This window comes from Paraburkholderia fungorum (assembly GCF_046026025.1).
GTDB classification, from domain to species: Bacteria; Pseudomonadota; Gammaproteobacteria; order Burkholderiales; family Burkholderiaceae; genus Paraburkholderia; species Paraburkholderia fungorum_E.
In genome coordinates this window covers 86,174-110,192 of record NZ_JAQQFL010000028.1, presented here as the reverse complement: position 1 = coordinate 110,192, position 24,019 = coordinate 86,174, and the positions used below count along the sequence as shown (strand labels likewise).

Annotated in this window: 20 protein-coding genes; 13 read left to right on the top strand and 7 right to left on the bottom strand. The window is 60.5% G+C overall.

Annotated features, from left to right (window positions below; genetic code table 11):
• Positions 1-4: 4 nt before the first annotated feature.
• Together ertB and ertC are read right to left on the bottom strand one after the other, a co-directional pair.
• Positions 5-1,645: a thiourocanate hydratase gene (ertB, locus tag PQR67_RS26895; RefSeq protein WP_408465832.1), complete on the bottom strand. Its 1,641-nt coding sequence runs from the start codon at positions 1,643-1,645 to the stop codon at positions 5-7.
• A gap of 13 nt (positions 1,646-1,658) precedes the next feature.
• A complete protein-coding gene (gene ertC, locus PQR67_RS26890) occupies positions 1,659-2,750 on the bottom strand; it encodes a thiohydantoin desulfurase (RefSeq protein ID WP_408465830.1) in 1,092 nt (363 codons plus the stop codon).
• A gap of 25 nt (positions 2,751-2,775) precedes the next feature.
• On the opposite strand from ertC, the gene PQR67_RS26885 reads away from it, so the two are divergent.
• Positions 2,776-2,907: a hypothetical protein gene (locus tag PQR67_RS26885; RefSeq protein ID WP_408465828.1), complete on the top strand. Its 132-nt coding sequence runs from the start codon at positions 2,776-2,778 to the stop codon at positions 2,905-2,907.
• 103 nt (positions 2,908-3,010) lie between these two features.
• Here the strand turns inward: PQR67_RS26885 and PQR67_RS26880 are convergent, their stop codons facing one another.
• On the bottom strand, positions 3,011-3,901 hold the full coding sequence (locus PQR67_RS26880; RefSeq protein ID WP_120342689.1) for a LysR family transcriptional regulator: 891 nt from the start codon (positions 3,899-3,901) through the stop codon (positions 3,011-3,013).
• A gap of 123 nt (positions 3,902-4,024) precedes the next feature.
• On the opposite strand from PQR67_RS26880, the gene ertD reads away from it, so the two are divergent.
• Both ertD and ertE read left to right on the top strand, forming a co-directional pair.
• The gene (gene ertD / locus PQR67_RS26875) at positions 4,025-5,410 is read left to right on the top strand and encodes a hydantoin-5-propionate amidohydrolase (RefSeq protein ID WP_408465826.1); all 1,386 of its coding nucleotides are present in this window, start codon (positions 4,025-4,027) and stop codon (positions 5,408-5,410) included.
• Between the two features lie 14 nt (positions 5,411-5,424).
• Positions 5,425-6,684, top strand: coding sequence for an N-carbamyl-l-glutamate amidohydrolase ErtE (gene ertE, locus PQR67_RS26870; RefSeq protein WP_408465824.1), 1,260 nt, complete (start codon positions 5,425-5,427; stop codon positions 6,682-6,684).
• Positions 6,685-6,778: 94 nt separating this feature from the next.
• On the opposite strand, the gene PQR67_RS26865 is transcribed toward ertE, so the two are convergent.
• Entirely contained in the window at positions 6,779-7,783 is a 1,005-nt protein-coding gene (locus tag PQR67_RS26865) for an aldo/keto reductase (RefSeq protein WP_408465822.1), read from the bottom strand.
• A 228-nt stretch (positions 7,784-8,011) separates the two neighbouring features.
• On the opposite strand from PQR67_RS26865, the gene PQR67_RS26860 reads away from it, so the two are divergent.
• The gene (locus PQR67_RS26860; RefSeq protein WP_408465820.1) at positions 8,012-8,914 is read left to right on the top strand and encodes a LysR family transcriptional regulator; all 903 of its coding nucleotides are present in this window, start codon (positions 8,012-8,014) and stop codon (positions 8,912-8,914) included.
• 128 nt (positions 8,915-9,042) lie between these two features.
• Here PQR67_RS26860 and PQR67_RS26855 read toward each other — a convergent pair whose 3' ends face one another.
• A complete protein-coding gene (locus tag PQR67_RS26855; RefSeq protein WP_408465818.1) occupies positions 9,043-10,185 on the bottom strand; it encodes an SGNH/GDSL hydrolase family protein in 1,143 nt (380 codons plus the stop codon).
• A 336-nt stretch (positions 10,186-10,521) separates the two neighbouring features.
• Between PQR67_RS26855 and PQR67_RS26850 the strand changes: the two genes are divergently transcribed.
• Positions 10,522-11,694, top strand: coding sequence for an acyltransferase family protein (locus tag PQR67_RS26850; RefSeq protein ID WP_408465816.1), 1,173 nt, complete (start codon positions 10,522-10,524; stop codon positions 11,692-11,694).
• A 67-nt stretch (positions 11,695-11,761) separates the two neighbouring features.
• Here PQR67_RS26850 and PQR67_RS26845 read toward each other — a convergent pair whose 3' ends face one another.
• Both PQR67_RS26845 and PQR67_RS26840 read right to left on the bottom strand, forming a co-directional pair.
• Positions 11,762-12,946 carry a sialidase family protein gene (locus PQR67_RS26845; RefSeq protein WP_408465814.1) on the bottom strand — a complete coding sequence of 395 codons (1,185 nt, stop codon included), beginning with the start codon at positions 12,944-12,946 and terminating at the stop codon, positions 11,762-11,764.
• A 17-nt stretch (positions 12,947-12,963) separates the two neighbouring features.
• Positions 12,964-14,190 (bottom strand): EpsG family protein, encoded by a 1,227-nt coding sequence (locus tag PQR67_RS26840; RefSeq protein ID WP_408465812.1) that lies wholly within the window; start codon positions 14,188-14,190, stop codon positions 12,964-12,966.
• 629 nt (positions 14,191-14,819) lie between these two features.
• On the opposite strand from PQR67_RS26840, the gene PQR67_RS26835 reads away from it, so the two are divergent.
• The 8 genes from PQR67_RS26835 to PQR67_RS26800 all read left to right on the top strand — a co-directional run bounded on the left by PQR67_RS26835 (position 14,820) and on the right by PQR67_RS26800 (position 24,018).
• The gene (locus PQR67_RS26835) at positions 14,820-15,104 is read left to right on the top strand and encodes a hypothetical protein (protein WP_408465810.1); all 285 of its coding nucleotides are present in this window, start codon (positions 14,820-14,822) and stop codon (positions 15,102-15,104) included.
• Between the two features lie 136 nt (positions 15,105-15,240).
• Positions 15,241-16,245 carry a GlxA family transcriptional regulator gene (locus tag PQR67_RS26830; RefSeq protein ID WP_408465808.1) on the top strand — a complete coding sequence of 335 codons (1,005 nt, stop codon included), beginning with the start codon at positions 15,241-15,243 and terminating at the stop codon, positions 16,243-16,245.
• 114 nt (positions 16,246-16,359) lie between these two features.
• Positions 16,360-17,439, top strand: a complete 1,080-nt coding sequence (locus PQR67_RS26825) for a sugar transferase (RefSeq protein WP_408465806.1) — start codon at positions 16,360-16,362, stop codon at positions 17,437-17,439.
• A gap of 97 nt (positions 17,440-17,536) precedes the next feature.
• A complete protein-coding gene (locus PQR67_RS26820; RefSeq protein WP_408465804.1) occupies positions 17,537-18,712 on the top strand; it encodes a polysaccharide biosynthesis/export family protein in 1,176 nt (391 codons plus the stop codon).
• On the top strand, positions 18,709-19,143 hold the full coding sequence (locus PQR67_RS26815) for a low molecular weight protein-tyrosine-phosphatase (RefSeq protein WP_408465802.1): 435 nt from the start codon (positions 18,709-18,711) through the stop codon (positions 19,141-19,143). Before PQR67_RS26820 ends, PQR67_RS26815 begins: the two co-directional genes overlap by 4 nt.
• Positions 19,144-19,285: 142 nt before the next feature.
• Positions 19,286-21,526: a polysaccharide biosynthesis tyrosine autokinase gene (locus PQR67_RS26810; RefSeq protein ID WP_408465800.1), complete on the top strand. Its 2,241-nt coding sequence runs from the start codon at positions 19,286-19,288 to the stop codon at positions 21,524-21,526.
• A 30-nt stretch (positions 21,527-21,556) separates the two neighbouring features.
• Positions 21,557-22,789 (top strand): oligosaccharide flippase family protein, encoded by a 1,233-nt coding sequence (locus PQR67_RS26805; protein WP_408465798.1) that lies wholly within the window; start codon positions 21,557-21,559, stop codon positions 22,787-22,789.
• A 29-nt stretch (positions 22,790-22,818) separates the two neighbouring features.
• The gene (locus tag PQR67_RS26800) at positions 22,819-24,018 is read left to right on the top strand and encodes a capsular polysaccharide export protein, LipB/KpsS family (RefSeq protein WP_408465796.1); all 1,200 of its coding nucleotides are present in this window, start codon (positions 22,819-22,821) and stop codon (positions 24,016-24,018) included.
• Position 24,019 lies beyond the last annotated feature (1 nt).

The following is a 24,019-nucleotide window of genomic DNA, read 5'->3' as shown; positions in this document are numbered from 1 at the left end:
GGAATCAGATCCGGATGTGGGGCAGGGACTTGCGTTCGGCTTCATCGAGCGCTTCGGGGTAGCCGGCGTCGGCATAACGCATGACGCCCATCGACGTATCGTTGGTCATCGAAAGTTGCAGCCGTTCGTCGGCCTCGCGGGTGCCGTCCGCTACCACCGTCACGCCCGCGCTCGTCATGTAGCCGCTGTAGCCGCCCCCACCGGAGTGGATGGCGACAAGATCCGCCATCGACGAGCAGTTGACCATCGCGTTGAGCAGCGGCCAGTCCGCGATTGCGTCGGACCCGTCGCGCATGTTCTCGGTCATGATGTTCGGATGCGCCATGGCGCCCGCGTCCAGATGGTCGCGCGTGAACGCAACCGGGCCACTGAGCACGCCGGCGCGCACCATGCGGTTGACCGCGAGCGCCAGCTCCGTTCGTTCGCCATGACCGAGCCAGGCGATACGTGCCGGCAGGCCTTCGAACGGCACGTATTGGCGCGCCAGCCTGATCCAGTTGACGACGATCGCGTTGTCCGCGAAATGCTCGAGCAGGTAGTCGTCGATCTTGCGGATGTCGTCGGCATCGTTCGACAACGCGATCCAGCGGAACGGGCCGATCGCGCGGCAGAACAACGGGCGCAAAAACGCTTCGGTGAAGATCGGAATCTCGAACGCCCGCTCGACGCCGCCTTCCTTCGCATGCGTGCGAATCAGGTTGCCGTTGTCGAAAACGATCGCGCCACGGTCCTTGAAACCGAGCATCGCGTTCACGTGGCATACGATCGACGCACGACTCGCGTTCATCAGCGCGGGGATGTCGGTGCCACGCAGCGCACGGACCTGTTCAAGGGTATGGCCGATCGGCACGTAACCGTAGACGAGATCGTGGGCGGCGGTCTGGTCGGTGACGATGTCCGGTATCACGCCCCGCGCGAGGATCTCGGGATAGATCTCGGCCGCATTGCCGAGCAGGCCGACCGACAACGGCTCGCGCTTCGCCTGCGCGTCGCGGATCATCGCGAGCGCTTCGTCGAGATCGCGCGCCTGCTTCTCGAGAAAACCGATCTTCATGCGCTTGTCGATGCGCTCCTGATCGACCTCGACCGTCAGAATCGCCGCGCCCGCCATGCGGCCCGCGAGCGGTTGCGCGCCGCCCATGCCGCCCATGCCCGCGGTCAGGATGAAACGCCCGCGCAGATCGTTGTCGAAGTGCCGCTCCGCAATCCGCGAGAAGATTTCATAGGTGCCCTGAATCACGCCCTGCGAGCCGATGTATTGCCAGTCGCCCGCCGTGAGACCACCCCAGCAGATCAGGTTTTTCTGTTCGAGATCGTAGAAGTTCTCCGCCTTGGCCCACTGGCCGATCAGGTTGCAATTGGCCATGATCACGAGCGGGGCGCGGGCATGCGTGCGCAGCAGGCCGATGGGTTTGCCGGACTGTACGACCAGCGTCTGATCTTCAGTCATCGTCTTGAGCGCATGGACGATTGCATCGTGCGAAGGCCAATCACGCGCCGCGCGCCCGAGCGCGGCGTAGACGATCAACTGAGCCGGGTCTTCACCGACGGCCAGCACGTTTTCCAATAAGCGCAGCAGGGCTTCCTGCCGCCAGCCTTTGCACCGCAGCGTGGTTCCGGAAGTTACGTTGAATTCGCGTTTCATGGTCGGCGTTCCTTTAGTCGGCGAGTGCGTAGGACGACAGACCGATGCCGAGCGCTTTCTCGACCGACGGATAGACCGCCGGATCGCGCACGGACGACGACAGCGGCAAATGCGCCTTGTGGACGTGCAGCACCAGAATCTCCATGCCCTCCTTGAGATGGCCGGCACTGACGGGACGCCCTTCGGAATCGAGCGTGGTGATCACGTCCGGATAACTGGCGATGCGCGCACCGTGCGCATCGTCCACGGCCATGTGTTCGTTCATCACGTGGATCAGGCAGCGCTGTGCGCCGGTACCGATTTCCACCACGCCGACATCGAACGCTTCCTCGGTGTATTTCAGCGTGTTGCGCACGACCTTGCCGCTGCCGATGATCGTGCCTTGCGTCGCTTTGCAGATCGCGTCGACGACCGCGCCCGGTCCTTTCGACTCCGCGGCGATGATCGCCTCGCCGAGCGCCAGTGCGCGGCTGATACCTCCTAGCGCCGCATGCTTGCGCACATAGCTGGCGCGTACCGGATTGCGGCAACTGGCGATGAATCCGCCGGACATGTCGGACGCCTTGCGCAGCACCGGCGACACCCTGGCGGTCGCGCCACGCACCACGAGCTCCATATACGCGTTCTTCGCGCGGTTGCCGCCGGCAGCGGCCTGGATCATCGGTTGAGGGCTGGAGGCAAGACCGAGCGAGCCCATGTCGCCGGTCGGATGGGCGCGGATATCGCCAACCGCGTCCACGACCTTGGTGCCAAGCAACGCGGAGGGCAGCCAGCCGTTGAGCGTGCTCGACATCCCGTTCTGACCAATGATCAAGCCCGCGATCGGCGCACCCAGCGCGTCCTGCACGAGTTGCACGGCCTTCACGTAATCCGCGCCGAGCATCTCCCATTCGGTGAGGCCGCCGGGCGCGCCGATTGCCGCCGCGGTGGCGATCCATGCGTCGTCCGGCAACTCGTCCATCGACACCAGTTCGGGGCGTCCGATCGTCACCGCGAGCGTGCCCAGTTCGCGGCCGTGCGCGGCCCAGCCACCGCCGCCGCAGGCGAACACCGAGCCGCCTTTCACGGCGGCCTCCACGTCCTTCAAGTTCAGGATGCGTCCCATGTCTTTCCCCTTGGTTCGTTAAGAAATGCCCGACCTTGCACACGCTCGTTGCCGGCTTGCCGTTCTCACGAAGCGCGAGCCGGAACCGCGCGAACATGCAACCGGCGGCTTGCTTGTGGGCAAGCCGGCGAGCGGTGCGGCGATCGAATGGGGGTGAGTCTAGGGAGCCAATTTTTTAACGCGTTATTGCTTTTTTATGGCGAGAACATAACGCGATGTTATGGGGCGGGTATACGCGAATAGGTGAGACGCGTCGAAAATCAGAGCTCGGTGCGCAGCGTTTCGAGCGTGGCGATGAACGCTTGCGCCGTGCGCGACAACGGTTCCAGCACGGCGTGAATGACGCTGACCGGCGCGGCGATTACCGGCTCGATCGGCCGCACGACCATGTTCGACCATGCCGGACCGCCGATCGTCAGTTCGTCGATCAGGGCAATGCCGACACCGGCCTGGACCAGTGCGCAGGCTACGTGGGCCTGCTGGACTTCGGTTTTGATGCGCAGCGTGCAGTCGGCGTCGACGAACATCTTGCGCACCAGTTGCCCGAATGGAATGTCGCTGCCGTAGCCGATGAACGGCTGATCGACGAGGTCGCGCACATGCAGCGTGTCGTGCTGCGCGAGCGGATGACCGACCGGCAGCGCCGCGACGATGCGGTTCTCGTGGATGGGCCGGATCTGCACGTTGGGATGGGTCTCCTGCATGAACGCGATGCCCACGTCGACCTGCTGCGTCAGAACCGCCTGCAGCAGGATGTTGGGCAGCAGCGTGTGCAGGATGATGCGGACATCGGGAAAGCGCTCGTAGAACAACGCGATAGCACGCGGAATCAGCGACTGCCCGAGGTTCGGGCTGCACGCAATGCGCAGATGGCCCATGCGATTTTCGATCAGATCGTCGGCTACCTCGTTGACGCGCTGCACGCCCTGGTAGACCACGTTCACTTCGGTAAAGAGCCGCCGCGCTTCGGGCGTGGGATAGAGCCGCCCCTTGATGCGCTCGAACAGCGACAGCCCGAGCCGTTGTTCCGTATAGGAAATCAGCCTTGAAACAGCGGGTTGCGAGACGTGCAGGAGCTTGGCCGCGCCGCTGATGGACCCCGTCAGCATGATGGCGCGAAAGACTTCGATTTGCCTGAGATTGAGTCGCAAACGATTAACCTGATGTTATGTGGACCGGATAAATAAGCATAAGACATTTTGGGATGCCGCTGTCTAAACTTGCCCGGAATTCAGGTGATACCGAGCGCCATGGGCGCGGGAGACGGAGGCAAGATGAGCGATTTCGATCTGGTGGTGCGCGGCAATATCGTCGACGCGGACTGCGTCGTGATGGACGGCTGGCTGGCGGTGCGCGATGGCCGCGTGGCGCTGCGAGGCGACGGGCCGCCGCCGGCCGCGAAAGATTGCGTCGATGCACGCGGGCAATGGGTGATGCCTGGCGTGATCGACGGACAGGTGCATTCGGGCAGTCAGGCCAATCAGGAAGGCCTGGGCCACGCGTCGCGCGCGGCGGCGGCAGGCGGTGTGACCGTGATGGTGGACATGCCGTACGACGATCCCGAACCGGTGGCCTCGCGCGCGCAACTGGACGCGAAGATTGCTGAGGTCGAGCGCGACTGCCATGTGGACGTGGCGTTGTTCGGCACGCTCAACGACCGGCACGGACTAGAGGCGGCAGCCGGGCTGATCGACGGCGGCGTGTGCGCGTTCAAGTTCTCGACCTTCGAGGCGACCCCTGGCCGCTTTCCTCGTGTGGAAGAGGACGACCTGTACGAGGCGTTCCGGCTGATCGCGCCCTCCGGCCTCGTGTGCGGCGTGCACAACCAGATGCAGGACCTGACGCGCAAGAACGTGACCCGCATGATCGATGCGGGCGACACCGGCTGGGATGCCTTCCTGCGCGCCCATACGCCGCTGATCGAGAATCTCGCGACCGCGCTGATCTATGAGATCGGCGCCGAGACCGGCGCGCGTGCTCACGCGGTGCATGTGTCGACGTCGCGCGGTTTCGAGCTGTGCGCCATGTACCGCAACGCGGGTCATCAGGCCAGCATCGAAACGTGCGTGCAGTATCTGATGCTCAATCACGAAGACCACACGAAGCGGTTCGGCGCAAAGACCAAGCACTATCCGCCGATCCGGCCGAAGGCGGAGACCGAACTGTTGTGGAGTCATATCGCCAACGACGCGTGTACGTTCGTCTCCTCCGACCATGTGAGCTGGGGACTCGAGCGCAAGGGCAATCCGAACGTGTTCAGGAATTCATCGGGTGGTCCGGGGCTGGAAACCCTGTTGCCGGCATTCTGGACCGGCTGCGAAAACCACGGCATTGCGCCGACCATGGTCGCAAAACAACTCGCCCGCAATCCCGCACGCCACTTTCTGCTGCATGATCGCAAAGGCACCTTCGACAACGGCGCAGAGGCCGACTTTGTGATCCTCACGCCCGAACGTTATGCGTTTGACCCGTCGCACAGCCTGTCCGCCGTGCAATGGAGCTCGTTCGAAGGCATGGAGTTCACCGTGCGCGTCGCGGCGACTTACTGCCGTGGAAAACAGGTCTTCGACGGCGTTCGCGTCGTCAATCAGAAAGGCGACGGACGTTTCCTGCGCCCCGCTTCCTTTAACCGTGCCGGCATGTTGCCGGCCGCCTCGTGAATCAGCCCGCCGCCATGTCCAAGCTTCCCTTCCCCCCGATTAACGCCGAGCGTCTGAATGCCCGTGTCGAGCGTCTCAGTCAGTTTACGCGTGCCGACGTCCCCTGGACACGCCGGGCATTTTCGCCGCTGTTCGAAGAGGCGCGCGCATGGTTGCGCGGCGAGTTCCTGGACGCGGGCCTGAATGTCTCGCAGGATGCCGGCGGCAATCTGATCGGCCGGCGCGAAGGGTCGGGGCGCGCGAGCAAGCCGATCATTACGGGCTCGCACTGCGATACGGTGGTCGGCGGAGGCCGCTTCGACGGGATCATCGGCGTGCTGGCGGGCATCGAGGTGGCGCATACCTTGAACGAGCAGGGCATCACGCTGGATCATCCGTTCGAGGTGATCGATTTTCTCTCCGAAGAACCGAGCGACTACGGGATCTCATGCGTCGGAAGCCGGGCTTTGTCGGGTGTGCTCGACGCGGGCATGCTGGCTTCGAAGAATGCGGATGGTGAAACGTTGAGACAGGCACTGGAACGAATTGGCGGCAATCCCGATGCGTTGACGCAAGCGCTGCGCGCGCCTGACAGCACGGCGGCCTTTGTCGAGTTGCATATCGAGCAGGGGCCGGTGCTCGAAAGCCGGCAGTTGCCGATTGGCGTCGTCACGAACATCGTCGGAATTCGCCGCGTGCTGATTACCGTCACGGGGCAGCCCGATCACGCGGGCACCACGCCGATGGATATCCGCCGCGACGCATTGGTCGGCGCCGCGCGTTTGATCGACGGCGCGTACCGGCTTGCCTCGAAGTGGAACGGCCATCCGCACTACGTGGTGGCCACGATCGGCCGGATTGCGATGACGCCGAACGTGCCGAACGCGGTGCCGGGGCATGTCGAATTGATGCTGGAAGTGCGCAGTGACAGCGATGCAATCCTCGATTGCTTTCCCGAAGACCTGATGGCCGGGGCCGTGACTGATCTCGCTGAGTTGCGCGTGTCTGCCAGCGCGGTGCATGTCAGTCGCTCCAAACCGACCGACTGCCAGCCGCTTGTGATGGATGCCGTCGAACGAGCCGCAGGGGCGTTGGGATACGCCACCATGCGTCTGCCGAGCGGCGCGGGGCACGACGCCGTGTATGTCGCGCCGACTGGTCCGATCGGGATGATCTTCATCCCATGTCTGAACGGTCGCAGTCATTGTCCGGAGGAATGGATCGAGCCGCAGCAGTTGCTCGATGGCACGCGGGTCCTCTACCAGACGATCCGTGAGTTGGACGCTAGCCTGTAACGTTCCGACGAATGCGTCGCCCTGTTGCGGGAATAGTGTTGCCTCGGCGGCGGCAAATGCCTCCGAGGAGGGCGACTCAACTTGCTACGCTGCTTCAAACAGCCCGGCGGCCTTCGATTGGATACCCTGGATCCGTATACCCCGGCGTCGACGCATGGCCGGGCGGCACCAGACTATCGACAAACTTCTCGTCTTCGGGGCCCAGCTCCACATTCAGCGCCTGAACGTAGCTGTCCCAATGTGCTTCGGTGCGAGGACCGGCGATTGTCGAACTGACGAACTTGTTCTTGAGCACCCACGCCAGGGCAAAGGCAATCGAATTCGTACCGCGTGCCGCGGCATGAGCGGCGACCTTCTGTGCGATCGCCAGCGACTCAGGGCGCCATTCGGTCTGCTGGATACGCTTGTCGCCGCGTCCGGCGCGCGAATCGGCGGGCGGCGCGCCGTCCAGCGCATATTTTCCGGTCAGCACGCCGCGAGCCAGCGGGCTATAAGGCACGACGCCGATGCCATAGTGTGCCGCCGCGGGGAGTTGCTCGACCTCGGCGGTACGATCCACCATGTTGTAGAGCGGCTCGCTTGCAACCGGCCGATCGATGCCGAGCTGGTCGGCAAGTCGCACGATTTCAGCGATGCGCCAGCCGCGGAAATTCGACAAGCCGAAGTAACGGACCTTGCCTTGACGAATCAGGTCGCCGATGGCGCGTACGCCTTCTTCGAGCGGTGCATCGAGTAGCGCGCGATGGAAGTAGAGTATGTCGATGTAATCCGTACCCAGCCGTTTGAGGCTCGCGTCCACCGACTGAATGATCCACTTGCGCGACTGCCCCTGTTCGTTCGGACCTTGAGTGGCAGGATAGCCGAACTTCGTGGCGATCACCCAACTGTCGCGCCGCGCGGCAACCGCGCGTCCCACGATCTCCTCGGAACGGCCGGCGTGGTAGACGTCCGCCGTATCGAGAAAATTGACGCCCTGATCGAACGCCTTGTCGATGATGCGCTTCGAGGTGGCTTCGTCCGTTTCGCCACCGAACATCATCGCGCCGAGACACAGGGGCGAAACCTTGAGGGCGCTGCGGCCCAGATATCGATAGTCCATTGCTTTTCTCCCTGCAGGCTTTTCCTGTGATCTGCATGATAGACATTCATCGTCTAGAGATTAAGACCATGAAACCGCATGCTGTTATGAATCTGGTTCATGAATATGCACGGGCGTTCGTATAAGTGGTCTGGCTAGCGCAGCCACTATCTGCATGACGAATTTAATCAATGCGCTCGCGTGTGACTAGTGGTTAAATTCGCGAACGCCTATGAGATCGGTTCATCAATGCCACGCGAAAATTTCAGCGACCTGCTTGCCTTTATCGCCGTTGCGCGCGAACGCAGCTTCACCCGCGCGGCCGCCCAGCTAGGCGTGTCCCAATCCGCGTTGAGCCATACCATCCGGGCACTCGAAAATCGGCTTGGCCTGCGGCTGCTGACGCGAACTACGCGCAGCGTGTCTCCCACCGAGGCCGGCGAACGCATCCTGCAGACGGTGGCACCTCGATTCGTGGAAATAGAAGCTGAACTGATGGCGGTAACCGAGCTTCGCGACAAACCTGCCGGCACGATTCGCATCACGGCGACAGACTACGCGACCAACACGATTCTCTGGCCCAGGTTGTCCAAGGTGCTTCGAAAATATCCGGAGATCAAGGTCGAAATCGTGACGGACTATGGCCTGACCGACATCGTCGCGGACCGTTACGATATCGGTATTCGTTCTGGCGATCAGGTCGCGAAGAACATGATCGCGGTTCGCATCGCCGAGGACATGAAGATGTCAATCGTCGGCTCGCCTGCCTATCTGAAGAACAAACCGCTGCCGAAGGCGCCTCAGGATCTGATGCGGCACAATTGCATCAATCTGCGCCTGCCGACACTCGGCGGATTTTACGCATGGGAGCTGAAAAAGGGGAGTCGTGAAGTTCAGGTCCGCGTGGAGGGGCAGCTCTCGTTCAACGGCACCTATCACATGCTCGACGCCGCATTGGCCGGCTATGGTCTGGCCTACTTGCCGTCGGATCTGGCACAGCCTCACGTCACGGCGGGACGTCTTGTTCGCGTGCTCGACGATTGGTGTCCAACGTTCCCGGGTTTGCACGCTTACTACGCGAGCCGTTCAGAGTCATCACGAGCGTTGGCTCTGGTTATCGATTCGCTGCGTTATCGTCCGAGAACGGGCTGAGGTCAGCGAGGCGTCCCACCTTCGGCAGTCTGGATGTTGCGAACCATAATGCCGGCATCAGCAACCCGGTCGCCGAAACAGCCGATGCCAGCAGCGAAGCATATGGTCGCGTGATAGCCGTCAATCGTTCACAACAGCGAGAGCTCAAACCGATGCCATTGCGGTGTTGCCACTTGCCGCTGCAATTTGACGACGGCGGCCTCCGCGCGATCGATCGACGCCAGGGTTTGCGAATAGCCAGAAGCATCCGTGGCTGATTTGAGCAGTTGCATCCTGCGCCAGCGTGTCATTCTCAGTGAATTGTGAGCGAGCGTCAGTGCGTGGACGTCCTCTGCCTGTGCGAGCATGGGCGTGGAGTAACCGGCCAGATTCACACCCTTCGCGAGTTCAGCCGCGTCGAAAACAGCGACCTCCTTGCCGTCGATCGCTAGCCGGTATCTGCGGGACAGGAGGCCGCTTATCCTGAGCGTCTGTTCATTCAACGTGGCGTTGAAATCGGTCTGTGCTATCACGGCCCGGGTTAGCGGATCCTCAGGCAAGGGCATCGGCAATGCGGCGTCGAGTTCGTCCCAGGAGATTGCCGGACCGAGCGTCAAACGTCGAATCTGGGCATTGAATGCGGTGGCCACCTTGCCCGTAGCAGCATCGATAGCAACCGACGATACGGCGGGCGTCGCATTCCAGGCCTTAAGCAGCGCCTTTGCGAGCAGCAGGCCGCCAGCTGGTGTGGGATGAATACGGTCGGGGAACAATCTGCCAGCCGCGTCCGGGTCCGCTGAGCGGATCGCGTTCAGGTCCGACACAACCGGGGCATTGAGATCGACCGTCAACGCGCCATTGCGTGCGGCAAGATGCGAGACAAAATCACCATAGCGCGTCAGGACGGCGTTGTATCCGCCACCAATCCATCGCGCCCGGGTCACTTCGTCATACGGGGACGGCTGGATCAGCGTGAGGCGTGCGTCGGGGACGAGGCGCCTCAAAGTCGACAGAGCCGATTCGTATCCGGACGCAAATGCGTCATAGGCATTCTGGTCGAACGCTCGAAACGCGCCATCGTTCATGCCGAACATCATCGTGACAACGGTGGGTTTGAACGTAGCAACGTCGCGGTTTAGCCGCTCGGTCATGTCCCCCGTTATTCCCCCGGATATCTTGTCTTTGCCGACGCCCGAGTTCACGAATCGGACCGAGAGCGTCGGGAAGCGAGTGACTACGTAATCTTCCACGGCTGTGGTGTACGCGCCGCCCTCCGTAATGCTATCCCCCATGAATACGACCGTGTCGCCATCGCGTAAGAAGAAGGGAGCCGCGTGAACGGTTGACGCCGACACAATCGTCGCGGCGGTCATGAGAGCCCGTAGAACGCGTGCTTTCATACCCGTGTTGCAAGAGGCGAGTCGCTGTTCATGTCCGTGGCCCAAAGTGCAAACGAACCTGAATCGTAGCGGAAAAGCATGGTGTGGTTAAGGGCGGATACCCCTGGTCTTCGGCCAAACTTTGGCGGACTCGCATTGACGAAAACGACTACTGTAGCCGATTGTCAACTCAATGCAATGCAAGTACAGCGGCGGGCGACTCGACTCGCTTAAATCTATTCCGATGAAATGAAAAACGACGCAACGATAAAATCATTTGAGGGCTTGCGGGGTGTCGCTGCGCTGCTTGTCGCCGTTTACCACTTCAACGGTTTCCTACGGCAGGGATCGATCGTCGAAAGCTTCTATCTGCTCGTTGATCTGTTCTTCATTCTGAGTGGATTTGTCATCTACCGCGCGTACAAGGACCGGCTTGCATCGCGACGCGAGATTGCACATTTCATGATCCGCCGTATCGGCCGCCTTTATCCCTTGCATGTGTTTGCTGCGCTATTTTTCGTTGGTGTCACGTGTTCGTCGCGCTTGCTCAAAACCGCAATGCTGCACGTCGGGCTGGGTGCGGCCCTCGGGTCCACGCAGGCCGGCACGATTGGATTGCCCGGCGTTGGCGACGTGTTGACCAACCTGTTACTTCTCCAGGGAATAGGTCCGTTTTCTCATTTTGAAATCAACGGGCCGAGTTGGAGTATCAGTACAGAGTTCTACGCTTATATCGCCCTTGCGCTGGGCCTGTGCGTGCTCAAGCCGCGATTGCGCATGCCAGTGTTCTTTGTTGTCGCCGTGGCCGGACTTGCGCTTGCCTTCTACGGATCGGTTGAAGCGGATCAATGCCTGCGCGTTGGCCATTGCCTTGACTCACATCTCGAGTACGCGTTTCCTCGATGTCTGGGCGGTTTCTTTTTGGGCGCAATTGCCGAGAGATTGTCTTCGGCCATGACGTTCGTCCGGCAGAGGACACTGTCTATCGTCCAGGTTCTCGCATCGAGCCTTGCAATCTTCATCATGGCGCGCTCGGTCACGATCCCGGAGTATGCGTTTCTGGCGGTCTTTGCGTTTTTTGTCGTTGTGCTGACGCTTGCCGGCGACAGCGGCCCGCTCGCGGTTCTTCTCAAAGCCCGCGCCTGTCAGTTTCTTGGGAAGATTTCCTACTCGATCTATCTGATTCACGCGCCGCTGGTTTTCATCGGCCATGTAACGTTGAAACCCTTGCCGCTGGCGGTCAAAATCACGGTGCTGTTGGGGTATCTAGCGGTGGTAATCGGTATTTCCACGCAGACCTACCGGTTCGTTGAATCTCCCGGCCGGGAGATTGCGCGCAGGTTGTCGAACCGACTTTTTCGCGAGAAACCAAAGTCGTTCAATCGGGAGGATGGTTTGAGCGGTGCCGCGGAATTTCGATAACCGTCACGGATGGATGGCAGGACGCGCGTCGTTGCAACTCGCGCGTTTAAACCTTGCTGGCAGAGGGCTATTTGCCCTCTGTATTTTCGCGGAAGCGAGAGATCCGATTGAACTTGATCCAGTTCGAATCGTGCTGTGAGTGGGCGCCACCTTCCGGATCATCGTCGGATGTGCGCACAACAGCGACGATGTCGTCGCCGTCGAATTGCCAGTCGACGTACTGAAAACCGTGGGTATTCCAGTCCGGATGATGGAGAACGATTCGCTGGACGCTCCAATCCCGAAGATCAGGCGAGGAGATTAGCGCAAGCGTATTTCGAGCCCGTTCATAGTTGCGTCCACCGTAGCTGCCGGGCACAGCGTTGGTCAATGACCAGTAGCGCTTCGTGCGGGGATCGTAGCGTATGGTGAACTTCTTTCCGCCGCCCGGCATATCAACGAATCCGTTTTGCGCATCGAATGTCAGGGCAGTTCCATCCGCGCTGACTGGGGCGATCGCGGCTTTCTCCGGGAGCGCGTTGTAATAGACCCGAAGAACGTCGACGACCTCTCCATTGGGTTTGGCCACGGCGTTGCCTTCGAGCCAACCGCCAAATTTTCCTTCCAGCCACGACGAGTTCGGTGCGAGCCGGTTACTGAAGGTCCAGTTTTCTGCATTGAGCAGATCGCTTTCAACCGGCGCTGACATCATCATGACCCAGATACCGGTGCTCTCCACACGCTCCATCGTCCGCCAGATTCGGCCATTAGCGACAACGACGGGAACCGCCGCGGAGAAATATTTGCCTCCGGCCGCGAGTATGCCGGTATCGCTGTCGCGTGGGATGGTCCAGGTTCGTCCGCCATCGAGCGAACGGCGGATCGTGGGGACGCCGGAGAATCCGCTGGTTCCGACGATATATAGCGCGCCACGGTTGATGAATAGCGACGACCAGTACTGCCCCTGGAGCTCGCTGATCTTGTGCCACGACTTGCCGGCATCTCGGGACTCGTACACGGTTTCCGTATTCTGGGTCGAGCCGGGGCCGAAAGTATCGTGCGCCGCGACGTAGACACCATTCGGCAAAATGGCGAGTGACGGCGACCCCAGGAATATCCGACTGACGGCAGGACTATGCGCGATCGCGACGCCAGGTTGCGCTTCGCTTGCGGCAGCGGCCGCAAGCGGGCGTATCAGAACGAGACCCAACAGGCAGGCACCGGATATCAATGAAGCGGAGGGCGCCGCGAAGCGCCGTGCGATGAGAGTCATGATGTGGGAAGGGGCTTCTACAGGAAAGGACGGTACAGATCGAAAATACCGGACGTGAGGAAGCCGATCGGATCGCCCCCGTAGAGTAGCGGCTGAATGGCCAGATTCTTGGTGAGCCCATATATGCTGTACGCCACGATCGCGAACGACATAAGCGTTTTGGCGAGACCGCGTTTTGTCTGAACCATCATTAGCGACAAATACATCAGCGCAACGACGAAGAAGTAGATGTAGATGCGCTCGAATACCTTCGGGACGGCATAGGTGGCAATCAAGGCCAGCGCCGCGAAGTTGAGCGTGATCAGACAGCATTGGGCCGCCCGTCTAGTACCGGCGACGGCAGCCGACTCCGCCGGTCGCTTTCGCCTCCATAGAATGTTGCTAAGCAGAAATATCGCGGCGGCAAGCGTCGCGATGCCCACGATGCTGTACGTGTCCCAGGTACTGTACAGGTTGACTTTCGTCGATAGATACGAATCGTCGCTGCCAAACGAGTTGAACAAACCCGGGCTCACTTTTGACACCAGCAGTACGCAACCCGTTACGGTCAACAGCGGCCAGATCACGTGCTTGCCCATATAACGATAGAGCAGGTAGGGCAGACAGATTATCAATGACGGGATGTGCGCAAGTCCGGCAAGTGCCGTGAACCATGCCGACCTGGTGCGTGTGCGGGCGAAGATCATCAGGAACATGAATGGGAATGCCATCGCCTGCCGGATCACGTTGCCGTACGTTCCGAAGAACGATGACGAAGATATCAGCAGGATCAGAAATACCGGGATCGCTTCATAGCGTTCGCGCCAGATCACAACCAGCAACGCCGAAAAGAACGCGACGAAAATGAGCAGGAAGGCCAGATCTGTCGAGCCGCCCAAGGTCGATGCAATGTACAACGACGCAAAGGAAAGGTACTCGGGTTGCCTTGCCAGGTACTGCTCGATGCCGGACGCGTGCATCGTTTGCATGAATTCCAGATATTGCAGCTTGTCGTTGCCGCCATCCTGAATAGGCAACTTGAGCGCGACAAGTGGTCCGAGTGCAATCACGGCGGCAATGCATAGCAGAAGCACCGTCAGGCGGCCGGGCCGTTGTACGCTGCCCGCGAGACCGATAAACAACAGAAAGGAGTAGAACAGGCCGAATGGATACGCCATGGCCATCACGATCGCCAGGACAATCGCAAGGCTGAAATATTCGCGAGCGTTCCATCTGCCAGTGCCGGTCAGGAGCGCTCTCATCATAGGGTCTCAGGGGCGCGGGAGCTGCCATGCTGTGCCAGATAGATGCTCCTTGACGTCGTACCATGCTTCGCAGTGTGGGGATACTGGGCTGCTTCGCATGGGGCAGAGCTGGGCAGCCCTGTCGCATGCAACCTTCCTCTATGCATGTTGCCGCTCCACTTTTATGTGCTGGCCATCCTATAGAAGCGCGGCGGTTGCACGCGTTCGGCGTCCGATTTCGCCACACGATTGGCGGATCACCGCAAGCTAAACCGGTCATTGCGAGGACGAGCCGTGTTTATTCTGGCCAATGCACTCCTCTCTTTGGCCGAATGGTCTCTTGATTGATACAACGTGTTCTCCATGCAGTGACGCGGCGACACGCAAAATCGAGCAACGCAAGCGAGGAAAGGATGCGTAAGTCTTTTGCGTTCGCTTTAACCCTCCGCGGATATTGACGCGGGTTGGTCGTTGCCTGTCTTATATGCCGCGCGGATTGCGAAATGTGCGTCTGGAGCGCTAATTGCGATTCGCAAACGTTTACATCGATAAATTATCCATAAAAATCGGATGCCCATCCGTGTGACATACGGGCGACTTCCGCCAGTGTCGGGATCAGCACGTGCCGCGCAGGTGATCGAGATGCTGCATTGCGGCTGGGCATGGCTTTTCGGGTGGACAGCGGCCACGTCTGCCGGGAGGCGGATGCCCTCATTAGAACGCTTTATCGTGAGCGTAAAGAGAATATAGAAATAGCTTCTCAATTAATTAAATATCGGCTACGCGCGCGCGTTCTGAATTTCTATTTCCAATTCACCAATGCAGGGCATCCGTCTACTTGCGCCGGTGCAAAAAATGCACGAGATGCAGACAAATTCGCATTGGGGATGTTCTTGATCGAATCCGCCAAGAGCATGTTCAAATCGGACGCCTAAGAATGAGCAGTTCGCCCCTGCGAATATGATGCACCGCAGAAAAACCTAATTTCGCTTTCAGCGCCCGGGGGCCAGATGTATGGAACATGCGACTGATTTATCACGGAAGAAAATTCATCTCATCATGGGCGGAAGCATGGGATCGCCTCGCCGCCGGAGGCAGGTCGTTATTGTGCTGTTCGACGGCTTTTCCCTCATTCATATGGGGCGGCTCGCGGAGACCTTTAACCTCGCCAATCGTCTGCGTCGCCCGGATAGCAGCTTGCGCGATCACTACGACCTTTTGCTGGTTTCAGGCAACGGTGGTGCGGTGCGTTCGTCCTCGGGCGTAGTGATATGGACGGATGCCCTCGACACCCACTACGTCAAAGACGTTCATGCGCTGTTCCTGATCGGCGCGGCAGGCGTTCCCGTCGAACGCGACGAGCGCCTGTTAGCGTGGCTGCGCCATGCGTATCCGCACACCACGGTGGTCCAGGGGGTAGGCGGTGGTCATCAGGTACTGCAACAGGCGGGGCTGGAGCGCAAAGACGCCGTCGCTCTGGAGATGCCCGGCGGCGCGATGCTGCCGGAGGCGCTATCCGCCGGCAGGGCATCCGCGGCTGATGCCGACGCGGACGTCGCATTGACCAGCGCGCTGTCTGCCGTCAAGCGCGACTGCGGTTATGAGGTCGCCCGCCAGGTCGCGCATGAATTGCTGCCCACCGCGCCGCAGCAATTCGCCCGCTCCATATTCGATTCGCGTGAGGCGCGCGCAAGCGACCTCATTCGCGCGTCGGCGCATCAGTTGCGTGTCGGCAGCGAGAACCGCATATCGATTGCGGATGCCGCACAGGCAGCCGCGATGAGCGAGCGCAATTTTCTGCGCCGCTTCAAGCAGGAAATCGGCGTGACGCCGACGGAATTTGTTCTGCGCGTTCGTCTTGAGAAAGCCTGTCACATGCTCGCGGATACCGATCTGCCTGCTGACAAGATTGCCCGTCGTACCGGTCTCGGCAGCGGCGACCGGCTTGCAAAGCTGTTCCGCCAGCACCTGTCGATGTCGCCCACCGAGTACCGGACGCTCGCGCGCGCCCGGCTGGCGGACGATGGTTTAGCCGAATCGGACGTGGTCGGACGGGTGCGCGGATCGGCATTCTGAAGGCTTGGCCCGCGTTCCTGCGGCCTGTACGTCTTTCTTCCCGTTGACTTGCGTTTCCCCGAAAGGGGCGCGCCGATCCGATGTGTCCGTTCGTGACGAAATGAGGAATACTAAATGGAAAGAATTATCCCGAGAATTGTCGATATCGGACTCATTGTGTCCGGTGCGTTCATTCCCTTTCTTATTCACGATTCCGACGGAATTCATTCGTCCATTTTCGACGGCTCGCTCGTCGCATTTGCTGCCGCGCTGGCACTTTCGGTTTTTCCAGCCTGCGGCATCTACGAAACGGCAAAGCGGCGCTCGCCGGTGCACCTGTTCAGCCGCACGGCGCTCGCATGGATCGTGGTTCAGGGCGGCAGCATGGTGCTGCTCTACGCACTGCGTCGCAGCGAAGTTCTGTCCAGTGTCTGGTTTGTCTACTGGACCATCACCAGTGGCATCGGTCTGTTGATTTTCCGTGCGGTGACACTGGCGATCTTCGAATGGATCGAAAGGGCGGGGCGCCGCGTGCAGGCAAGCGCGCTCGATCAGGTGGATCACTACCGTCGCTCGGCAACGAGTCGCACGACGGCGGCGGGCACAGCCCGGCGGATCGCGAAACGAAGCGTCGATCTCGCCGCGGCCTCGCTACTCGTGTTGATGCTGTCACCGGCGCTGCTCCTGATTGCGGCGATGGTCAGGCGCGATGGCGGCCCCGCGATCTTCGGACATGTTCGTGTCGGCCGCGACGGTGTCAGCTTCAAATGCCTGAAATTCCGTTCGATGGTGATGAACGCGGATGGCGTGCTGAAGGCGTTGCTCGAACGCGATCCGCAAGCTCGCGCCGAATGGGAGCGCGAATTCAAGCTCAAGAACGATGTCCGCATTACGCCAATCGGTCGTTTTCTGCGGCGCACGAGTCTCGACGAACTGCCGCAACTGTTCAACGTGATCAAAGGCGAGATGAGCCTGGTCGGCCCTCGACCGATCGTCCAGCAGGAACTGGAGCGCTATGGGCAGGACGTGAACTACTACTTGATGGCCAAGCCCGGCATGACAGGGTTGTGGCAGGTGAGCGGCAGGAACGACACCGACTACGCGACGCGTGTGTCGCTCGACGTCGCCTATGTGAAGGAATTGTCGTTACGTCGCGACATGCGGATTCTCGTGAAAACGGTGAGTGTGGTGCTGCGTGGATCCGGCGCGTACTGAACAGGTGATTCAACCGGCGCGTTGACGAGCGTTGATGGCGCGCCGGCGTATGGAATGGTAGCCAGTTCAAACAATAAACAGATTGCCGAGGTTTTGAATGATCAGATTGCAACAGACGGGACGCGTTGCGTGGCGACGCTCCCCGAATCTCCGCGGAGTCGGTCTGCGGATCGCCACCCTGTCGATGTGCGCCGCGCTATGCGCCTGCACCGTAGCGCCCGGTATGCGAATGCGGCAGCCGGCTAGTCTCCCGCTCGAAAGCGGCACTACGCCGAAAGAGGACACGCAACTGAACGTGCCGATTACCGATATCAACCTTGGGTTGATCGCGCGCTTACGTGAGGACGCGCGCACATCGCAGCAGGACTGGCCGGGTTTGATGGCGGCGCCGGCAGCGTATTCGGTTGGGCCAGGTGACGTGCTGCAAATCACGGTATGGGATCACCCCGAGCTTGCGGCAGCGCTCGGCCCGCAGACCCAGACCGGCACGCGAACGGCGGATGCGCCAGCGGGATTTGTCGTCGATCAGGACGGTACGCTGCAGTTCCCGTACGTGGGGCGCGTTCGCGTCGCGGGGTTGCAGACCGAAGCAATTCAGGCCTTGTTGCAAAAGACGTTGGGAAAAACATTTCAGGTTCCTCAGGTCACCGTACGTATCGCGTCGTTTCGCGCCAAGCAGGTGTTTATCGAGGGGGAGGTGCACACGCCGGGCACCCAGCCGATTAACGACATCCCCATGACCTTGTACGACGCAATCAGCCGTGCCGGCGGACTTGCGCCGACTGCGGATCAGAGCCGGATTGCGCTGGTGCGCAACGGTGTCAGGCATGAAATCAATCTGACCGCCATGACTGAGCATGGTCAGAGTCCGTCGCGGATCGTCCTGCAGAACGGCGACCTGCTGCGCATTCCGGCGCGCGACGACTTCGGCGTGTTCGTGATGGGTGAGGTCAACAAGCCGGTCACCGCGCTGCCGATGCGAAGCGGCAAGCTGACGTTGAGCGATGCACTTTCTCAGGCAGGCAGCCTGAGTTCGACCTCGGCCGATGCGGCTCAACTCTACGTCATTCGGGGCAATGAGAGTGCCGCGCCGCATGTGTTCCATCTCGATGCGAGTTCCCCGGTCGCGATGGTGCTCGCCAATCAGTTCGACTTGCAGCCGAAGGACATTGTGTATGTCGACGGCAATGGCCTGGTGCGCTTCAGCCGCGTGCTGAGCCTCCTGCTGCCGGCGATCAATGCGGGTCTTACCGCGGCGATCATTACCAAATGATCGGCAACATTCTCGTCCTGTGCGAGGGCAACGTGTGCCGCAGCCCCATGGCCGCGGCGCTGCTTCGCGCCGCGCTGCCGGACCGCTCGGTGACATCGGCGGGTTTCAACGCACTGCTCGGCGTGCCTGCCATGCCGTTCGCGCAGGACGTGATGCGCGAACGCGGGCTGTCGATCGACGATCATCGCGGGCGGCAAGTGAGTCACGCGGCATGCGTCGAAGCCGACCTGATTCTGGTGATGGACCGGCAGCAACGCGCATTGCTCGAGAGTCAACATCCGTTTGCTCGCGGCAAGATTTTCCGCATTGGCGAATACAAGAACTTCGACGTTCACGATCCTTACCGTCAGCCCCGCTTTGTCTTTGAACGCTGCGCGCGTCTCATCGAAACCGGTGTAGCTGACTGGCAAGCACGATTGAGGCTGATTTGACGCGCGCCGGGCCAGCGCAGCGTTCCGTTTCGCAAGAGACGGAGTCGCCGGCGGACACGAGGTGTTCCGTCTGCACACGTAGCGCCCGTTTGCCCAGACAGTCAATGAACGTCGTACAGACAACCCTGAACCGAGTTGCATCATGAATCCAAAAAATCTGGGGCCAACGCATTCCGATGATGAGGATGCAGATGGCGATCTCATCGCCATCCTCGATATTCTTATCGAAAGCCGATGGACCATCATCGCGATCGTTTGCGCTTTCCTTCTGCTTGGAACGGCCTACGCGTTCCTCGCCAAGCCCGTGTATGAAGCGGACATCATGGTCCAGGTCGAAGACAGCCCTGACACGTCCGCCGCGAAGAGTCTGTTGGGCGATGTGTCGGCGCTCTTCGACGTCAAGTCCTCTGCCGCGGCGGAAGCGCAGATACTGGCCTCGCGGCTGGTGGTCTCGCGCGCGGTCGACGGTCTGAATCTGTTCATTTACGCCAAACCGCGACGTTTCCCGTTGATCGGGCAATTGATCGCCCGGCATCACGACGGGCTTTCCGAGCCTGGCCTCGCCGGTTTCGGCGGTTTCGCGTGGGGACACGAACACATCGAGGTACCCGTATTCAATGTGCCGGCGAAGATCGAGGGAGACGGCTTCCTGTTGACCCTGCTCGACGCGCGGCGCTACCGGTTATCGGGTTCGGATCTGGCCGACAGTGTCGAAGGCACTATCGGCAAGCTCGAGCGTTTCAACAGCGACAGCGGTCCGATCGAACTGCGCGTGGCTTCTGTCGCCGCAAAGCCGGGCACGGCCTTTCGGTTGATACGTAATTCGCGCCTGCAAACGATCGAAGATCTGCAGGATCATCTCGACGTCCAGGAGAAGGTCAAACAATCCGACGTCGTGGTCGCCAGCTTGCAGGACACCGATCCGCAGTGGCTCGCCGATGCACTGAACGAAATCGGACGGCAGTACATTCGCCAGAACATCGAGCGCAAATCGGCCGAGGCTGCACAGTCGCTCGACTTCCTGAACGAGCAGTTGCCGAAGCTGAAAACGCAGCTCAACGAATCGGAAGAGCGCCTGACGAAATTGCGCGACGAGCGCGGCACCGTCGATCTAACGGAGGAGGCCAAGCTCGCGCTGGGGCAGTCTGCCGATGCGCAGACGCGTTTGCTCGAACTGCAACAGAAGCGGCAGGAGTTGCTGTCGCACTTCACCGGCACGCACCCGAGCATTGCCGCTATCGATCAGCAGATTGCATCGTTGAGTGCTTATCGCGCCGCGGCGGAGAGGCAGATTCGGCGCTTGCCGGACCTGCAGCAAGACTCGGTTCGCCTGATGCTCGATGTGAAGGTCAATACGGACCTCTATACCGCGCTGCTCGACAACATGCAGCAATTGCAACTGGTTCGAGCAGGCAAGGTCGGCAACGTACGGCTCGTCGATACAGCGGCCTTGCCGGAAATCCCCGTCAAGCCGAAGAAAGTACTCGTCGTGGCCGCCTCGCTGCTGTTCGGTTTGCTGGTGGGCTGCGGCTCGGCGATCGCGCGCTCGTTCCTGTTCCATGGCGTGTCCGACCCCGCTGAGATCGAACGGCGTCTGGGTGTCAGCGTCTATGCAACCGTGCCGCTCAGTGAGCAACAGAAAGTGTTGGCGCAGCAGGCGGAACGACGGGAGCGTTCGGTGTCGCTGCTCGCACTTGCTTCACCGGGCGATCCGGCGGTTGAGAGCTTGCGTAGCCTGCGCACCGCGTTGCAATTCGCGATGCTGGAGGCGAAGAACAACGTGGTGGTCATTGCCGGACCGGCACCCGGTGTGGGCAAGACGTTCGTGTCGGCAAACCTCGCCGCGGTGCTCGCGATGGGCGGCAAACGGGTTCTGCTGATCGACGGCGATCTGCGCAAGGGCCGCTTGAACGAATACCTCGGACTTCGCCGTGCAAATGGCTTCTCGGAAGCGATCCTGGGCAGCGTTTCCGTAGCCGATGTGATTCACCGCGACGTGCTTGACGGACTCGACTTCATTGCAACCGGCGTTATCACCAGGAACCCTGCAGAACTGCTGCTGAGTTCGCGCGTACCGGCGTTGATCGAAGAACTGTCGGGGAGCTACGACATTGTGATCATCGATTCCGCGCCTGTGCTCGCCGTTGCGGATACCGGCATTCTCGCCGCCTCGGCGGGTACCGCCTTCCTGATCGCGTTCTCTGGGGTGACGAAGCTCGGCGAAATCGAGGAGTCGGTCAAACGGTTCACGCAGAACGGCGTCAAATTGAACGGCGTGGTGTTTAACGGTGTCAATCCGCGCCTCGGGCAGTACGGCTACGGCTCGAAGTATGGCGGCTATCGCTACGTCGCCTACGAATATGGAACCCATCATGACGCGTAGCGGCTGCGTCGCGCTGTGGACGAGCGCGCCATGATCCGCCTGCGGGATTCGGTCGTCTCCATGGCGGGCGTGGTCACCGGACAGATCGCACTGTTTCTGTGCATTTCGCTGATCGGGCGCTTGCGCGGGCCCGAAGCGCTGGGCCATTTCAACTACCTGCTCGCGCTAGGCACATTCACGGGGACGTTGCTCGCGCTGCGTTTCGAGCTTGCGTGCGTCACCGACAGCCCACGGCAGTCGTTCAGTGGGTTCGTCAATGTCATGGCGCTGAGCGGCGGCGTGACTGCGATAGCGATGACGGTCATAGTGGCGAGCGCGCATGGGGAGTTGCTGATCGTGGGTGGTTATGCGTTTGCCTGTTTCACGCAGATCGCCGCGGGTTCTTATCTCAACAGCCTGAGGCGCTACGACCTGATCGCGGCAAGCCGCTTCGCCGTCAACCTGTCGTTTTTGCTGTGCCTGATTGCGGCGCTCGGGTTCAAAGCGATCAACTCGCTGGATGTCTTCGAAACCTACACCGCGATCAACCTTGCGATCTCGGCGGTCATGCTGATTGGCGTGCTGTGGCATGGGCGGCGGAATCGGTATCCGTTCGTGCTGTCACGCCGTTTTTTCGCCGACAACGTGCGGTTTGCGAAGTACATCCTGCCCTCCACGATCTGCGGTTCGGTGCTGACGTATGCACTCGCGATCATTATTCCCCGCTGGTTCGACGCCGAAAGCGCGGGCTACTTCGCAGCGGCATACCGGCTGGGTTTTTTCCCCGTATCGCTGATTGGGCAGAGTCTGGGCGGCGTGTTCCGGCGTGACGCGATTGGCGCGGTGGCGCGGCAGGATGCTGCCCTGGTGCTGCCCAAGGTGTTCCTCACCTATGCGCGGTCGCTGGCATTGCTGGCGCTTGGCTATGCCGTGGGTGGCGCATTGCTGTTCGAGCCGCTGGTCCGGATGTTCTTCGGCGAGCGCTGGATTGGCGCAAGTGGATTCTTCTACGCGCTCATTCCTCTATTCGCGTTCCAGATGATTTACGTGCCCTTGTCGCAGATCTTTCTCGCAACGCGTGAGCAGCGCCTCGATCTCTCTTTTCAATTGTCCTGCGGCGTGCTGCTGATGGGTGTGCTGTTTGCAGCGAAGGCGATGAATCTCTCCGTCCATTCCAGCGTTCAGGTGTTCTCGCTTGCTGGTACCGCGATGATGATCCTCGGGGTCATGTTGACGTTTCGCGTGATGAGCGTCAGCGCGGCACGGCTACGCGTATCGATATGAAAACCGCTCACTCTATTCCGGGGACTGTGATGATTGTGATCGTAATCGATTCGATGGAGCGCTATTACTTTGTCACCCGGCTGGTGCAAACCGTCAGGGACGAATTCAGCTTCCTTTTCGTGACCAGCGAACCGCTTGCGCATATGGCGCTTCGCATGGCGGGTCACGAGTCCGTCTATTTGCGCCACGAGGCGTCTAGCGTGTCCCGCTACGACCGTGGCGTGGAGAACTCGCAATATGAGCGGTCGATCGAGGTTCTGAATGCGCAGATCGATACTGAACAGGCGCTGCTTGATTCAGCGGCGGTTTTCCGTACTGTTTCAGACGTCTTTCGCACCCGAAAAGTGGCGGTGTGCCTGATGTGGAACGGGCAACAACTTATCTGCCGGGCGGTCAGCCATGCATGCACCGTGCACGGCGTTGCCATGCGCTTTCTGGAATTGTCGAATTTACCGGGCAAGCTGTTCGTCGACAGCATGGGAGTGAACGCGCTCTCATCGATCAGCAACGATCCCGCGCTGATCGACCGGCTGCCGATGCCGAGCGAGGACAAGCATCGCCGCTGGCTGCTGCATTACGAAGAATACAAGTCGCGACCCTTACCGCAATCGCGCACGTCGCTCAAACGCAAGGGCATGTCGCTGCTCAACTATGTGTTGAAGTTCGCGACGCGGGGCGTGGGACGAAAGCGGCTCGACACCGTACGTGTCAGCAACGCAGCGAAGCTTCCCATACAGGCCGGTCAATTGTCGGCGGACGATCTGGCGATGCGGCGTTATGTTTTCCTGCCGCTCCAGGTCTCAGGCGATACCCAGATCAAGCTGCATTCGGACGTCGACAACCTGGAGGCGATTCAGATCGCTTTTCAGTTCGCGTCGAACGCAAGTGCCGATCTGATCGTGAAAATCCACCCGGCGGAAATCGACACGGCGGCGATCGACGAAATCGTCGGATTGCAGGGCGTCTATCACTTCGAGATCGCGGATGCAGCCACCGTGGAGCTCATCCGGCATGCCGAAGCCGTTGTGACGATCAACTCGACCGTGGGTCTCGAGGCGCTCCTGTACGGGAAGGAGGTGATCGCGCTGGGACGTTGCTTCTACAAGGAGTTCGACCGCGGCCGCCTGATGAAGTACATCCACGGTTTTCTGATTGATGGGGTCGACTACTTCGGTACCGGGCCGGTTCCGGCCGGCGCGGCGAGACGTGTGCTCACACCGGGAGGCTGAC